This is a genomic window from Brachyspira sp., from assembly GCF_029258575.1.
Taxonomy (GTDB): Bacteria; Spirochaetota; Brachyspiria; order Brachyspirales; family Brachyspiraceae; genus Brachyspira.
The window spans coordinates 1-16,668 of sequence record NZ_JARHYI010000040.1 but is presented as its reverse complement, the minus strand read 5'-3'; the positions used below and the strand labels follow the sequence as shown (position 1 = coordinate 16,668).

Annotated in this window: 14 protein-coding genes and 1 pseudogene; 8 read left to right on the top strand and 7 right to left on the bottom strand. The window is 26.2% G+C overall.

The genetic code is table 11. From position 1 onward, the window contains the following. Positions 1–204 precede the first annotated feature (204 nt). Both Q1J76_RS03190 and Q1J76_RS03185 read left to right on the top strand, forming a co-directional pair. Positions 205–1,695 (top strand): glycogen synthase, encoded by a 1,491-nt coding sequence (locus tag Q1J76_RS03190; protein WP_300366665.1) that lies wholly within the window; start codon positions 205–207, stop codon positions 1,693–1,695. Between the two features lie 63 nt (positions 1,696–1,758). Then, on the top strand, positions 1,759–2,256 hold the full coding sequence (locus Q1J76_RS03185; RefSeq protein WP_300366662.1) for a YajQ family cyclic di-GMP-binding protein: 498 nt from the start codon (positions 1,759–1,761) through the stop codon (positions 2,254–2,256). A gap of 63 nt (positions 2,257–2,319) precedes the next feature. Here the strand turns inward: Q1J76_RS03185 and lexA are convergent, their stop codons facing one another. Beyond that, a complete protein-coding gene (lexA, locus tag Q1J76_RS03180; RefSeq protein ID WP_300366659.1) occupies positions 2,320–2,946 on the bottom strand; it encodes a transcriptional repressor LexA in 627 nt (208 codons plus the stop codon). 307 nt (positions 2,947–3,253) lie between these two features. On the opposite strand from lexA, the gene Q1J76_RS03175 reads away from it, so the two are divergent. The 3 genes and pseudogenes from Q1J76_RS03175 to Q1J76_RS03165 all read left to right on the top strand — a co-directional run bounded on the left by Q1J76_RS03175 (position 3,254) and on the right by Q1J76_RS03165 (position 6,819). Next, positions 3,254–4,975 carry a hypothetical protein gene (locus Q1J76_RS03175; protein ID WP_300366656.1) on the top strand — a complete coding sequence of 574 codons (1,722 nt, stop codon included), beginning with the start codon at positions 3,254–3,256 and terminating at the stop codon, positions 4,973–4,975. Positions 4,976–4,985: 10 nt separating this feature from the next. Next, positions 4,986–6,235, top strand: a pseudogene (locus tag Q1J76_RS03170) (hypothetical protein). A gap of 2 nt (positions 6,236–6,237) precedes the next feature. After that, positions 6,238–6,819: an OmpA family protein gene (locus Q1J76_RS03165; RefSeq protein ID WP_300366653.1), complete on the top strand. Its 582-nt coding sequence runs from the start codon at positions 6,238–6,240 to the stop codon at positions 6,817–6,819. Between the two features lie 237 nt (positions 6,820–7,056). Here Q1J76_RS03165 and Q1J76_RS03160 read toward each other — a convergent pair whose 3' ends face one another. From Q1J76_RS03160 to Q1J76_RS03145, 4 genes are all read right to left on the bottom strand, one after another. After that, a complete protein-coding gene (locus Q1J76_RS03160; RefSeq protein ID WP_300366650.1) occupies positions 7,057–8,172 on the bottom strand; it encodes a M24 family metallopeptidase in 1,116 nt (371 codons plus the stop codon). Positions 8,173–8,191: 19 nt separating this feature from the next. Next, positions 8,192–8,635 carry a type II 3-dehydroquinate dehydratase gene (gene aroQ / locus Q1J76_RS03155; RefSeq protein ID WP_300366647.1) on the bottom strand — a complete coding sequence of 148 codons (444 nt, stop codon included), beginning with the start codon at positions 8,633–8,635 and terminating at the stop codon, positions 8,192–8,194. 100 nt (positions 8,636–8,735) lie between these two features. After that, on the bottom strand, positions 8,736–9,617 hold the full coding sequence (gene truB, locus Q1J76_RS03150) for a tRNA pseudouridine(55) synthase TruB (RefSeq protein WP_300366644.1): 882 nt from the start codon (positions 9,615–9,617) through the stop codon (positions 8,736–8,738). Positions 9,618–9,650: 33 nt separating this feature from the next. Next, entirely contained in the window at positions 9,651–10,394 is a 744-nt protein-coding gene (locus Q1J76_RS03145) for a hypothetical protein (protein WP_300366641.1), read from the bottom strand. An 87-nt stretch (positions 10,395–10,481) separates the two neighbouring features. Between Q1J76_RS03145 and Q1J76_RS03140 the strand changes: the two genes are divergently transcribed. From Q1J76_RS03140 to Q1J76_RS03130, 3 genes are all read left to right on the top strand, one after another. Then, positions 10,482–11,111: a hypothetical protein gene (locus Q1J76_RS03140; protein ID WP_300366637.1), complete on the top strand. Its 630-nt coding sequence runs from the start codon at positions 10,482–10,484 to the stop codon at positions 11,109–11,111. A 101-nt stretch (positions 11,112–11,212) separates the two neighbouring features. Beyond that, a complete protein-coding gene (locus tag Q1J76_RS03135) occupies positions 11,213–12,022 on the top strand; it encodes an undecaprenyl-diphosphate phosphatase (RefSeq protein WP_300366634.1) in 810 nt (269 codons plus the stop codon). Between the two features lie 31 nt (positions 12,023–12,053). Further along, positions 12,054–15,617: a DNA translocase FtsK 4TM domain-containing protein gene (locus tag Q1J76_RS03130; protein WP_300366632.1), complete on the top strand. Its 3,564-nt coding sequence runs from the start codon at positions 12,054–12,056 to the stop codon at positions 15,615–15,617. Between the two features lie 110 nt (positions 15,618–15,727). Here Q1J76_RS03130 and Q1J76_RS03125 read toward each other — a convergent pair whose 3' ends face one another. Then, positions 15,728–15,931: a TM2 domain-containing protein gene (locus tag Q1J76_RS03125; RefSeq protein ID WP_300366630.1), complete on the bottom strand. Its 204-nt coding sequence runs from the start codon at positions 15,929–15,931 to the stop codon at positions 15,728–15,730. Between the two features lie 106 nt (positions 15,932–16,037). Further along, on the bottom strand, positions 16,038–16,424 hold the full coding sequence (locus Q1J76_RS03120) for a hypothetical protein (RefSeq protein WP_300366628.1): 387 nt from the start codon (positions 16,422–16,424) through the stop codon (positions 16,038–16,040). Positions 16,425–16,668: the final 244 nt, after the last annotated feature.

Sequence of the window (16,668 nt, the reverse complement as noted above, 5' to 3'; positions counted from 1 at the left end):
TTTTCTGTTGTGTATTATACTGTTTCATAGATATTCCTTTTTGTTTTTTTTAGCAATTTAAATTATAAGGAATATCTCATTTTTTTTAAACTAAAAGTGTGCAATATCTATGGAACTTAAACAATATTATAAAAATAAATTACTTGATTTTTAAGCTTAAAAGATATATAACTATACAATACTAAAATATTATGGAAGTAATTTATGAATATATTTATGGTATCCAGTGAAGCATATCCATTTTCTAAAACAGGCGGTTTAGGAGATATTGCAGGAAGTTTACCTTTGGCATTATCCTCTTGTCAATTTGGCTCTTCAAAAATTAACGCTTCTTTGGTAATACCTTTATACAAACAAAATTATAAATTATTAAATAAAAAAAATATAATCACAGAATTTGAAATAGAATATGGAAAAGAGACAATAAAAACTGAGATAGTAAAGATAAAACATCCTGAAAATGAAAATGTTGATGTTTATTTTATCAAACAAGAGCATATGTTTAAAAGAAACGGCATATACTCTGAAAATGGAAATGATTATTCGGATAATGCTGGAAGGTTTATACTTTTTTCAAAGGCTGTTATTCAACTGATTATCTATTTATATAAAAATGAAAAATTTAAATTGGATATAGTTCATATTCATGATTGGCAGACTGCTTTAATAGCTCTTTATATAAAAGAAGTTTATAATGAAGAAGCGGCATTAGAGAATGTGAAGGTTATGTTTACTATTCATAATTTAGCTTATCAGGGAAATTTTCCTACTAGTATATATCCTCTTCTTAATGTATCTTGGAAATTTTTCATTCATAGCAGATTGGAATTTTATGGTCATGTAAGTTTTATTAAGGCTGGAATCATACTCGCAGATATGGTTACAACTGTAAGTCCTTCATATGCTATTGAGATACAGGGAGAAGAATTTGGATGCGGAATGAATGATTTGCTTGTAGATATTTCTCATAAATTATATGGAATTCTTAATGGTGTATATGATAATTCTTGGGATCCTAAAACTGATAGGTATATAAAAAATAATTATGATATAAATTCTATAGAAAAGAAAAAACTAATAAGGAATGCTCTATACAAAGAATTAAATTTACCAAATAAAAATTATCCTCTTGTAACTATGATATCAAGATTTGATACGCAGAAAGGTCTTGATTTGATATATCATTCTTTTTTTGAAATTTCATCTTATAACGCTAATTTCATTTTCTTATTTAGCAAGAATAATTATCTTAAAGATTTTGAAAAAGATTTTATAGATAGAGCGAATAGAGCTAAAAATATAAAGGTGCTTTTTACATTTGATGAATCATTAGCTCATAGATTAACAGCTGGAAGTGATATGTACTTGATGCCTAGTCGTTTTGAACCTTGTGGGCTTAATCAGATATATAGCATGAAATATGGTTCTTTGCCTATAGTTCATGCTGTTGGAGGTCTTAAAGATACTGTTATAAATTATAATAGAAATAAAAGTGTTAATAAGGCTTCTGGTTTTACTTTTAATGATTATTCTATAAAAAGTTTTGTTAATGCTATGGACTTAGCTTTCGATTTATATTATAATAACAAATCTGTTTGGGATAAACTTGTACTTAATGCTATGAATAAAGATTATTCTCTTCAGAAAACAATTTTAGAATACATTAAACTTTATAAAAAGTTATTAACTAAATAATATATAAAAAATCATTCTAGGATATTAATTTATATTATAAATATTTATTTAAAGGAGTTTATTATGGCAAAAGATCCAAGTTTTGATATAGTTTCTGAGGTTGATATGCAGGTTATAGATGATTGTGTTAATGTAGCAGTTAAAGAAATAGATAACAGATTTGACTTCAAAGGACAGAATATACAAATCGAATTAAATAAAGGTGATAAAACAATTACTATACTAGCGCCTGCAGATTTTGTACTTAATCAGGTTAAAGATATTTTATTTCAAAAATTTATTAAAAGAGGCTTGAATCAAAAATGCTTGAGAGAGAAGAAGAAAGAAAAAGCAGCAGGAGATTCCATAAGAGAGATTGATGAAATAGTTCATGGTATAGATAAAGATTTGGCAAAACAGATAGTAAAAGATATTAAGGATATGAAATTAAAGATTCAGGCAAGCATACAAGATGAACAGATTAGAGTATCAGGTGCTAAAAAAGATGATTTGCAGTCAGTTATTACTATGATAAAAGGAAAAGATTATCCTATACCTTTGCAATTCACAAATTACAGATAATAAAATTTTATAAATTAAAAGGGAGTTTTCAATGCTCCCTTTTTTATGTTTTCATTATTTCAATCATATTTTTAATCTTATTAATCCAATTACTTTTCCTACTATTGAAACGCTTTCCTTTTCTATAGGAGGATAATCATTATTTTCTGATACCAATTTAATGCAGTCTTTCTCTCTAAAAAATCTTTTTATAGTTATCTCTTCATTTCCATTATTATCTATTTTGGCAACCACAATATCACCATTATCAGCTTCATTTGAAGGGTGAACCAATACCATATCTCCTTCTTTTATATGTGCATTTATCATAGAATCGCCTGTTACTTTCATAAGAAAATTATTTTCATCTTGAGCTATTGACTTTGGAAGGGAGTATGTTTCTTCTACGGTTTCATCTGCAACATCCATTAAAAATCCAGCTTTAACTTCATTGGCAAGAAGAGGTATTTTTATCATATTATGATTACCTTTATTGAAAGTGCCTATAGGAACACTTCCTCTTGCTCTTTTACCTGTTTTTTTTACATATCCTTTTTTTTCTAAAGCTGTTAGATGTGTTGTTACTGCAGTAGGAGAAGCAAAGTTAAAATGCACCATGATTTCTTTGACAGTTGGAGGATAGCCATTTTCATTGGTAAATTTTTGTAAAAAGTAAAAAATATCTCTTTGTTTATCTGTTAATTCAGTCATAAATATACCTCTTTATATTTGCATGCAGTATTTGTTATTATACTATATAAAAATATGATGTCAAGTTTTTACATAAAAAATATTTTATAAATATAAATACTTGAAAATAATTTTTTATAATATAAAATGGAATTATGTATTATTCATGCTTACAAGCCAAGCCAAGCCAAGCCAAGAGATAAATATGTATTCAATTAATAATTTTACATCAAAAAAAAATATCTTTATTTTTTATAAAAAAAATTGTCTAAAATTTATAATCAATATATAGTAAGAAATTATATAATATTTGTTTGGGTGTTATTTTATGATGAAAGAGATGATATTGAATGTAAGCGGAAAATTATTTTTTGTACTTCTTTTACTTATTCTTGTTTTAATATTTTCCTGTAAAAAAATTAATATACTAGGTCCTAATGTTATACCACCTCCTACTGATTTTGTAGTGACTGATAATACTATACCAATTCATGTTGATGTAAAGCCTGAAACCGCACCTGATAATGCAGTTTTTGGAACATATATTAGAAGATTTGTATATAAGGGAAAATGGTATATATTGGCAAAAAATATGTATGATTATGATTCTGTAAATAAAACTCTTACTAGAACAGCAACTAATATAGTTTTATCTATGGATAGTAAAGATAAAATAGTTGTTTATGGAAAGAATCTTCCTGAAACATCTAGTATCAGCAACCTTCAGATTTTTAATCATTTAAAAAGAGCTGATATTATTGAGGATTCTCAAATATGGTATGAAGAAGCTCCTAAATATGAGGAGTTATATACTATAAAATATCTTAATTTTGGAAAATCTAATGTAAATGGAATTCAGAAAGATATGTATATAAATAATTTAACATACCATTCTTCTGATTTACTCAATTGGACTACTCAGGGGGATAGAATGAATAAGATAAAGGAATTTCCAGATATAATTTATAATCCTGCAGACAGTAATTATAATTTGGGCTTATCTTGGCAGCAAAGTGTTGGATTATATATCTTTGCTCAGTATCATACAGTTTATTTTAAAGGTAAATTATATATATTAGGCGGAGGATTAGGTTGGACTGGCGGTTCTGGATATAGAGCCGATATAACTAAATATAAAGTTATAGATTTTAATAAAGATACTAAAGAATTAACTAATTATCAGTATATAAATAATCCATGGAAAAATGGAAGTTATATATCTGTTTATGTAAGTGATGATAAATTGTATGTAATAAATAAAGGAAATTATTCTTGGGATTATGATCATACTGAAAATGGTATAGATCTTTATGGTTTTAATTACAATAAAGCTAGCAAAGAAACTATATATTCAACAGAAGATGGTGTAAATTGGATTGTAGAGAATGATTATAAAGGAATTTATATAGATAATTATGTTTCTACAAAATCGTTAATTTCTCAAAGTGATAAATACGGACCTCCTGTAACACCGCATCCTACCACACCTTTAGAACCTAATTGGACTAAAGTTGGAAATAGATATTATGGAATTTCAAAAACTGATTATCCTTATGCCCCTTATAAAGAAATAAAAGAAGCAGCGTATAGGGGAGAAACTAATTTTATTGTAACAGATGAGCATATAAAAAAGGCTGGATTAAATTCATTTATGATGAGTGAAGTTCACCCTGATAATGCCAAAGAAGATGATTGGAAGCTTATTACTCCGAATAATTATACAGAAAAGAGTTTTGTTTGGCAGGGTTCTGAAAATTATTTATTTAATTTTGATGATAAAATAGTAAGACTTGTAGATTATGATAGTTTAACTGTTAGAAAAGATCATTATGATGATTTTTCAAGTAAGGCTGAAATATGGAGAAAAAGAGGCGATAAAGGAGGATACATTAGTGTTTTTGGAACTAGATATACTAAAGAAGAGTGTTATTTTAAGGCTATGTACGAAGAAGCAAGGGCATATATGATAAAAAAGATAAGCGGTTTTGATGGAAAATACTATTATCCTGATGAAGCTATTACGCATTATGTTGTAGAGTTTAGATATTAAGGTTTAATTTATGAGAGTTTTATTCTCTATAAGTGCTATCATTTTTGCAGTATCTTATTCGGCATTATATTCTCAAATTAATGTTACATATAAAGATTTTATGAACACATATTTGAGTACAAGCGGAATGTATCAGGACATACCTAAAGAAACACTTGATATATTAATTTCAAATCCTCAAATGAATAAATTATTTGATGACGGAATAAAAAGTTTTACATTTGGAGAGCTTATAGGGATAATACAGAATCCTGAGTCTATATTAGATACAACTACAAATGAATCCGTTATACTTCTTTTCGGTACTACTATAGGATATTTAGAAGCGGCAAGCATGCAGCAGAAGACGGCACAGGTAGTTATCAATTCTTTGCAAAAGAAAGCAGCTTTTAATGCAGCATCAGGAAATCATACTGGACTTCTTATACCAATGCATACACCTATAGGAATTTAGGAATTAATATATATACAGATGTTCCTTTAATGCAATTGGATTATATTAAAAATCCCCCTAAAAATCAAAATGATTATGATGCTTTATCAAAGGCTATAGAGATACTTCCTATACCTCATATCAATGCTTATTTAGAGGTTAATTTAGGACCTATACCTTTGGCTTTAACTTTAAGGGGAGGTATATCTTTGGGATTTAAAGAGCTTTACGGAGCCGTTGTAAATGATGTTGAAATAGAATCTTTAGGCTGGAATGTAGGAGCTTCTTTAAAGGCTTATCTTTTTAGAACTAAATATTTTTTTGGAGATATTAGAGCTGATTTTAATTATGATATTGGAAGTTTGAATTTAAATGCTAATAACAGATATGTTTATATTCCTCTTCGTCTTGGTTTTATGGGTGGTACTGATACAGGGGTCGTGTTTAATGGAGATGCTTTTTTACAGTCTAAATGGAAAACTTTTTCTTTGAGTCCTAAATTAGTATTCGGATTTAAAATGCAGGATAAAGTACCTGTTATACAATATTTATCTGCATATTTTTCAATTGTGGCTGATATAATATTTGGTGATTTAGAATCTACTGTGGGGTTAAATGGTATTGGAATCTATGCCAATATAGTTAACAATAATATTAAAGTAGACAATTTATATATACCTAATTCTCAAAATAAAATGTCATACAAATTTTATGATATGAGATTGGGTTTTTATTTTGATATATTCTATCAGTCATTTGCCATAGAATATGGTATATTTACAAAACAATTTGGTGTTTCTTTTATACCTATAAATATAAGGTTTTGATTATGAAGTATATTATATTATTCCTTAGTCTATTGATTCCTTTTATTTTTATTGGATGTTTTATACCAGAAAGAAGATTATATTTTTCTTGGAATAGACCAGCTGAACAGAAAGATATTTGCAATTATGAATTTAATGTTGATGATAATATAGATTTGATTAAAACAGATAAGGGAATGCTTATAGATACTCATAAAGAAATATATTATAAATTGGGTTCGGATAAGCCTTACAATATTGAAGATTATGTTTATGTTATGCAGGAAGTTATGAGTTTTATGAGTAATAATAAAAATAGTATTATTATAATTGAGGGGCATGCTGATATTATAGGGCAGGGCAACGGTAATATTAATTTCAGACTTTCAGAGAGAAGAGCCAGTGTAATAAGAGATGTTATACTTTCCTCTGGCTTTTCATATAAGAGGGTAAAAATTTTTCCTTATAGTGATATAGTACCTAAATATACGAATAATATTTCTAAGAATAGAAGAGTTGATTTTATAGCTCTTAAATGTGAAAGTGAATTAGAAAATTATATTAAATTATACAGTAACTATTATAGTAATAATTTTTATAAATAATATTATTTAAAGAAAATATGGCAGTTAATGTCGTACTTTATTTAGTTTATGATTGGAGATATCATTGAGCAGATAATGTTGAGAAAATAAATGCTATAAAAGAAACGGCAATTTTGAGATAGGTACTCAAGTAAGGATATAGATTCTGACATAAATTTTAATAGACACTTTCAATAATAATATTTCTGTTTTTTATTAAAGGTATATTATATATTTTTATAATATGTCTGCTTTTTATTATAATACTATTAAATCGGTAGGAGTATCATTCATAGAAACTCCGACTTCTTTTGTTACTATTACCATATTCTCTATTCTCACTCCTCCTAAATTAGGAACATATATTCCTGGCTCTACTGTAACTATACAGCCTCCTTCAAGAGTATGATCAACAAGAGGTGAAAGTCTAGGATCTTCATGTATTTCAAGCCCCAAACTATGTCCTAATCCATGACCGAAATATTGTCCGTAACCTTTATTTTTTATTATTTCTCTTGCTGCATTATCAACCTCTTTTCCTGATATATTAGAGTGTATTGTTTCTATTCCTTTATGATTTGCTTCTTTTACTATATTATATATTTTACTCATCTCTTCAAAATTACTTCCTTTACCAAAGAAGAAAGTTCTAGTTATATCGCTTTTATAACCATCTTTAGATAATCCGAAATCCATAAGTATATTATCACCTAATTTTAATTTTCTATCAGAAGGTACTCCATGAGGAAGAGATGTTCTATCTCCAAAAAGAAGTATAGTATCAAAAGCTGTTTTATCTCCTCCTTCTTTACGCATTTGATATTCTAATTCTGCAGCCAATTCCTTTTCTGTTACTCCCTCTTTTACGAATGCCAGCATTTTAGTCATTGCTTTTTCTGCTCTATTCAAATTATCTTTCATTATTTTTATTTCTTCTTTTTCTTTAATATTTCTTATACTATCAATATTTGCTTTACTTATACCTATTTTTATTGAGTTATTAACCATTGAAGAAACTATATTTTCATAATCAGAAAGATAAAGTCCATTTTTAGCTGTATATATTTCTTTTATATTTTTTTCCTTACAGAATTCTGCCAAAGCATCATAATATGTGCTTGCTACAAGTATAACAGTAGTTTTATGTGTAACTTTAGAAGCATGCTCACAGTATCTTGAATCTACAAATAAGTATTTTTTACCTTCACTTATAAGAAGCCAGCCTGCACTTCCTTTAAATCCTGTGAGATAGAATATATTTTCATTTTTAGTTATGAGAATATTTTCATTTGTTAATTTTAATAATCTTTGTAATCTAGCATCATAATTGAATTTTTTATTTTCTCCGCTTTCAGTTAAAGTTAATTTACACATTTTCAAACTCCGTAATGATTTAATTATTATTTCTTTTTTCTATTGACAGCAAATGAGCCAAAGCCAATATATAACTATTATCCCCGAATCCTGTGATTACTCCCAATGCTATATCAGATAAATAGCTCTTGCTTCTAAAATCTTCTCTAGCAAAAATATTGCTCATATGTATTTCTATGAATGGTATATTAGTTGACAAAAAAGCATCTCTTATTGCTATAGAAGTATGAGCATAAGCACCTGCATTTATTATTATATAATCTATACTTTCATCATAACCTCTATGTATTCTATCTATTATGGCACCTTCATGATTTGATTGAAAGAATGATACTTTAGCACTTCCTAAAGCCGCTTCTTTGATTTTATTTTCTATATCTCCTAATGTAATATTTCCAAAAACTTCAGTTTGAGCTGCACCAAACATATTTGTATTAGGACCATTTATAACTAGTATATTCATTTATAATTATATAACCTTTATAATAGGATTTTTGCTAGATAATATAATATACTTATTATAAAAAAAATCAATTATTCATTTTGTATTATGTTAATTTATTTTAAATATCTATAAAAACATATTTATTTTTTTCTGATATATTTTTTTCTATTATAGATACTAGATTTTCATTATTATCTATAACAGCCAAATATTTATTATTGATTTTTATATTTTCTATTATCTTGGTATTGCCACATAATATTTGTTTTATATCCGAAGAATCTTCTATTTTTATTTTATCAAAGTTTCTAAACATATCAAAGAATGAAAGTATTTTATTTGAATCTATATCTTCAATACTGCATGCCGAATTAAGATCATAATATCCTATTGAAGTTCTAGTTAAACATTTTGTATATGCTAGATTTCCTGTAATTTCTCCTATATCTCTTATTATGGATCTTATATAAGTTCCTTTACTTACAGAAGTTTTTATTTTGAAATATGGATAATTATATTCAAGTAATTCAATATTGTTTATAAATACATTAATATCTTTTAATTCAAAACTTTTATTATTTCTTGCCAACTCATAAGCTCTTTTTCCGTTTATTTTTTTAGCACTGTATATTGGTGGCTTTTGTTTTATATTTCCATGAAAATTTGTTTTTATAATATTTTCTAATTCTTCAAAATTTAATTTATTATTATTATTGGAAGTTTTAATTATTTGTCCTTCTATATCATCTGTATCTCTGCTTTCTCCGAATATACCTTCAGCTATATATTCTTTATTTAAATTATCGAATAAGAAAAATAGTTTTGTATACCTTCCGAATGCTAATATTAATATACCATCAGCAAAAGGATCTAATGTACCAGCATGTCCGACTTTTTTTTCTATTATATTTTCTTTATCTTTTAATATTTTTTTTGTTTGTTTTATGGCATCAAAAGAAGTTATGCCTGATGGTTTATTTAAAATGCAAAATCCTTTCACTAGTGATGATTCCTTTTTATTATACTTTGTTTATTATCCTCTTATTATTTGTAGAGAGTTAAAATATATATTTAAAATATTTTCTGATGTATTGGAAAGATTACTGTATTTTTTTGAAAACAAGTCATTTCCTATAGACTTAACTAAATCATCTATTGTTTCTATATTATGTTTAAGAGTTCCTAATTGTTGCTGAGATAGATGAAGCAGATGTATATTACTTTTATCAAATTCTGATATTGTTGTTTTCACTGCTGCATCAAGAAGATAATATACAACTATTAATTTTTCTTCCTCTTCAGGAGTAAGCATAGTATTAGAGCCTGCATATATTTTTGAAAGCTCTCCGACTCTGTATGCTATTTTATATATAGAATTTAAATTATCAAAAAACCAATTAACATTATTTCTTTTTCTTAAATCTGATAATACATATTTTATATCATGAAGGATAGAATAACCAGCACTTTCATCTTCTCCGCTTGATATATAATAATGCGAGCGTATAAGTATATCCTGTAAAGAATCAAAATCTGCTTTCCATTGAGGATCTTCTCTATTTGAATTATAGTACTGCTTTTTAAAATCGTTCCATACAACTATGAATTTTTCTATTGATTCTTTTCTATTTGAATTATTAACATCTCTTATCACAAGTAATGTGTCCATGTATGATTTATCTAAAGATGCCATATCTTCTAAAAAGTTGTCCTCTTTTTTTTGGCATGATGAAAATATGATAATAGTTAATAATAATGCAAATATTTTTATATTCAATATTAAATCTCCGTATACTTGTTTTACAATTATAAATATGATAAAGTTAAAATAATTAAATTATAAAAGGATAATTTATTATATATTATGGAAAAAAACAAGCTATATTTAATCATTATTTTATTATTATTTTTATTAATTTCATGCTCAAAGAATAATATCCAAAAAGGGTATTTATATTCAAAAGTATATACAGATTTAAGTTTTGAAGCGAGCAAATCAAAGGCTATCGACAATATATACTATAATATAGCAAAAGAAACAGCATCTGCTATAAATAGAAATGATTTTAATATAGTTGCTGTGTCTTTAAAAGATAATAATTTGATAGATTTTGATAATAAGAGTATAACCGAAATAAAAGAATATAAAAAAGATGATAATTATTATGTTGAAATAAATGTAAAAGACAGCAGTTTGTATTTAAGAACATTGGAAGTATTAAATAAGTTAAAAAAAGAGGGAAGTATAGATGAAAAAATTTTCAGGGGCAATGCTTCCATACAAATATCAGAAAATGCAAAATTAAATGCATATACAAGACAAATACTCACAAAAAATGCTTTGAATAGAGCATATGAATCATTATTTAAAATCTTAAGAAGTAATGATATAGATATTAACAAAGCGGTAAAACTTACAAATGAAGCTTATATATTGGAAGAAAGTTATAGTTCTAATGAGTATAATGTTGTTGTTGAAACAGTTTTGGAATGATTTTTATATTATCATAATTTAGTTGACATAATTTTTTACTATTATTTTTTTTAAACTATCCGAGAATTATATCGATATTATGTAAACAACGGGGTAGTTTAATGATTAAAGCTGTAATATTAGGTTTCATTCAGGCTATAACAGAATTTCTTCCTGTATCAAGTTCAGGTCATTTAAGAATAATAGAACATTTCATGAATTTTCATTCAGAAAATATATTATCATTTGAAGTAGCACTTCATTTTGGTACATTTTTAGCTACCTGCTTAATATTTTATAAAGATATATTAAATACCATTGTGGGATTTTTCACAGGTTTGAAAGATATTAATAATGCAATTGAAAATAATGAAGGTTTTAAAATGTCTTTAATGGTTATAATTGCCTCAATACCCGTTGCTATAACAGGATTATTATTAGAGAGATATATAGGTAATTTAGAGCTTCAGAGAATAGGGCTTAATTTGATTATAACAGGTTCTATACTGCTTCTCACTAGAAGATTTGATAAAAATACTTACAGTAATGATATAAAAGATTTATCTTCTATGACTTATAAAAATGCATTTATAATAGGTTTAGCACAATCTATTGCAATATTTCCTGGTATATCAAGATCTGGTATGACTATAAGTGTTGCTTTATTTTTGGGACTTAATAGAGATTTAGCAGGGAAATTTTCTTTTTTAATATCATTGCCTGCAATATTTGGAGCTTTACTATTATCAATAAAAGATATTGCTGATTTTAATATTACTTATGCTTTGGCAGGATTTGTTACAGCATTTATTTTTGGAATTATAGCATTGAAATTTCTTCTTTCATTTTTGAAGAATGGTAAACTTTTCTATTTCGGCTTCTACTGTATGATAGCTGGAATGGCGGTTTTCTTTTATTTTATGCCTTTATGATTGACGATTTTTTAGGTATTGGAGTTTTATTATGATGCAGTTATTTAAAAAGAAATTAAGCATACAAAAAAGAGCAGAACAAAGAGAATTAGAAAAAAAATCAGAAAATTTTGATGATAATATTCAAGAAGAATATGAAAATAGAAATACATTCTTTGATATAATAGGTTTTTTATGTCTACTATTTGCAGGAATACTTTTACTATCATATTTAAGTATGAATATGGAAGATTTAAATGCTAATAAAGAAATAACAAATTTATTAGGAATATTTGGAGCCTATATATCAAGTTATTCATTTTTGGCATTTGGTTTTGCATCTTATGTTATACCTGCATTTTTTATATATGCAGGAGTTAATATTATATTAAAAAATTCTGCTGATAGAATATTAATATCTGCAATATCTTCATCTATACTAATGATACTTTTTAGTATACTTCTTAATATATTTTTAGGAAATTTAGATTTTTATAATAAAGGTGGAATATTAGGTAAATTTATAGGAGGTTCTTTAGTATCTTTATTTGGCAATATAGGTGCTATTATGATAGTATTATCCTCTTTTCTTATAACTGCTATAATCTTTGCTAAAGTTTCTATAATGGATTTGATTAATTATTTCAAAAATATGGTTAAGAATGTTGATTTAGAAAAGATAAAAGATATAGAGCAAAAGGTTGTTAATGGAATAAAAGATTTAGAAATAAAAACTATAAAAAATACTGAAACTTCTTCACAAACAGATAGTAAAGAACAAGTATATACTAAAGATTACATACCTTTATTTTATACTAAAGAGATATCAGAGTTTGAGTTTAAAACTATACCTTTCATAGAAAAAATAGAAAATTTGAATTATGATTTTGATGAGAAAAAATATAGAGAAAAACTTTCAAAAAGAAATGATATTGTAAATAATTTTTTTACTAAAACGGATATAAATAATAAAGAATCTGATTTTCTTGTAAATGAATTAAGAAATACAAAATTCAATGGAATAAATATAAATATATTAGAAAACTCTGAAGAGGATTTAGGATTAACTTTGGCTGAAGCTATATTTGGAAAACAAAAAGCAAATAAGAATACTCCTAATTATAATAACAGCATAGAAATGCAAGATGAATTGTATAGAAATTATTATAATGACTTTATAAATAAAAAAAAAAATGAAGAATATGAAGAATATATGAATAATTATAAAGAATTTGAAGGGCTTGATTATAATATTAATTATTTAAAAAAGTCAGATTTTAAGAGAGCTGCTTGTGATGATTCTATTAATAATTATTCAAAGTATAATGTTGAAGAGCAGTATATAAAAGCAAATAATGTAGAAAATTATAATAATATAGAAAATTATAATAATATAGAAAATTATAATGAAGATTCTATGTATGATTATAATAAAGATGCTGTAGAAGATAGTTTTGAGAAACTTCAGAAATTAGTTGAAGAAAATAAAAGAAATAAATATTATGAAGAAGATAATGCTCAAAATGATATTGACAGCATGATAGAAACTATCAATAAATATAATGCAGAAAATAGAAATGAAAATAAAGAAGAAAAAAAAGAGTATGTTTTTACTTCAAATAATATAAATAAATCTAATAATACCAATAAAAAAGAAGTATTTGAATTTGCTATGGGGTATGCTGCCAAAAGAGGATACAATAGAGCAGATCATATACCAAATTATAATGACTATAATAATTATACTGATACTAAAATAGATGAATTTGATTTGGATGAAGAAGAGCTTTATAATGCAGATTCAAATATAGATGATATTAGATTAAAAACTAGAATTATAAATACTGAAGAAAATAATAAAATAAATAATGATCATTCATCAGATACTACAATTAATTTAGAGAATGATAATAAATTACCTAATGATAATGCAATACTAGAAGATATTGAAGATATAAAAGAAAATGCAGAAAATACTAAAACCGAAAATACTGAAACTAATATAAATAATGCATATCATCAAGAGGAATCAGGATTTATAAATATAGAATCTCAAAAAACAATTGATACATTAAAACCTATGAAATCAGTTATAGGTACTAAATCTATTAAGAATTTTGATACAGAGCGTATACAATCTAACTTTGATACAAAATATGTTGATAAGCATTATAAACATCCCCCTTTTGATTTATTAAATAGATCCATACCAGTTAATGATGGAGCTATGATGGAGTCAATAAAACAGACAGCAATGCAGTTAGAGCATACATTATTAGATTTTAATATTGAGGCAAAGGTTACTGGAGTATCAAGAGGTCCAGTCATTACTAGATATGAATTAGAAATAGCTTCAGGAATAAGAGTATCAAAAATATCAAATCTTACTGATAATATTGCTTTAGCATTAGCTTCTGAAAGTGTGAGAATAATAGCACCTATACCTGGACGTTCTGTTATAGGAATAGAGATACCTAATAAAGTAAGAAGTGCAGTTTATTTGAGAGATGTTTTAGAAAGTACTGATTTCAGACAATCTAAACTAGATATACCATTTGTATTAGGTAAAGGGATATATGGTAATAATGTGGTATCCGATATGTCTGAAGCTCCTCATTTACTTGTTGCAGGTACAACTGGTTCTGGTAAAAGTGTTTGTTTATCTACTATAATACTTTCGCTTTTATATAAATTCCGTCCTGATGAACTAAAATTTATATTCGTTGATAAAAAGAGAGTAGAGCTTTCTATATATAATGGTATACCTCATTTGATGTCTCCTGTAGTTTCTGATGAGAAGAAGGCTACTATAGTATTGAGATATATTGTTGACATAATGGAAAAAAGATATGAAAGAATGGAGAGATTTTTCGTAAGAAATGTTAAGACATATAATGAAAAGGTAAGACAGTTACTTAAAGAAGGAGAAACAGAATTTAACAGAGAGCCTTTAGAATTATTTCCTTATATAGTTCTTGTTATAGATGAGCTTCATAACTTGATGGTTGTAGCATCAAAAGAGGTTGAAGATTTAATATCTCGTTTGGCTGGAATGAGCAGGGCTGTTGGAATACATTTGATAATAGCAACTCAAAGACCTTCTGCTGATGTTGTTACTGGTGTAATAAAAGCGAATCTTCCTACAAGAGTAGCTTTCCAAGTACCTAATAAAACTAACTCAAGAATCATAATCGATATGTCTGGAGCTGAGCAGTTATTGGGTAAGGGAGATGCTTTATTCTGTGCCTCTGGAAGTCAGATGCCTGATAGAGTACAGGGTGCTTTCGTTTCTGATAATGAAGTTAAAAAGGTAGTTGATTATTTATCAGGTCAAATGTCCCCTATGTTTGATGAGAGTTTAATAGCTGCTTTAGAGGGAAGTGATGCTGATGATAAGAATACTGATGAAGAAGATATACTTGATGAAGAGCTTTGGGAGGATGCAGTTCAGTTGGTAGCTAGAACAGGAAAGGCTAGTGCTTCATTCTTGCAACGCCGTTTGAAAATAGGATATAATAGAGCTGCTAGAATAGTAGAAATAATGGAGCGTCAGGGTATAGTAGGACCTGAAAATGGCAGTAAGCCTAGAGAGGTTTTAATAACTTTAGATGAATAAATATTAATTAGATAACTATCAATATTTATATACATGTTTATACCTATCTTAAAAAACAGGAGAATTAAAATATAATTAATTCTCCTGTTTTTTTATTGTATTAATTTTTATTATTTTCTTAGTTTTCTTCCTTCTTTATCCGTGAATTTATCCAACAGTATCATTACAATATCTATAATATACCAAAATCCTAATCCCCCTCCAGTAAGCCAAAATAATATACCTGTCCATATTTTACCTACATAAAATCTATGTACTGGAAGAAATATTGCAAATAGTAATGTAATAACCCAGCTTCTATCTGATACTTCCATAATTATCTCCTTAAAATTGATTTAGAGTGCAAGTATATATTAAATTAAAAAAAATAGAAGTATTTTATTTATATTAAAAATAAAAATATAAAACATAAATATTATATTAATCAATTGGTATAATAAATCTAGTTTCTTCTTCAAAACTCCATTGTACTTGCCAAGTATTTCCATATATTTGGTCTAATAATATAAAAGTATAAATATTAGATGTAGGATATAAAGTAAATCTTCCTGCTGTTTTTTCTTTTCCTCCTGAAAGATCTATTGTATTCAATTCTATAGTAAAACGACTATCTCCGCTTATATCATATTGAAGTATCCATATTTTACCTGTAGTTGTTTCTAATTTTAGAAAAGTCCACATATTGCTAGTTCTAAATAATCTGTATTTTGCTGTTGTCGATTGTGAAGGTTCTAAAATTGTATTTTCAGCGTAAATAATTGAACTATAAAAAATAAATAAAATTGTTAATATTTTTATTTTATACATAAATTGTCCAAATTTAATTATTATATAGTTTATAATAACATATATATTGTAATAGTCAATTATATTAAAAATAAAACTCTGACGTATAAAAAATAAATAAAATAGATAGAATATATTTTATGTTATAACATACTAAAAAATGTTGTTAAAAATCATATTGCATGTTGGCTTTTTGATGATATAGATGTAAACAGCAATAAATTAGGTCCTACAGTAGCAACAAGAAATGAAAGATTAAAGAAAC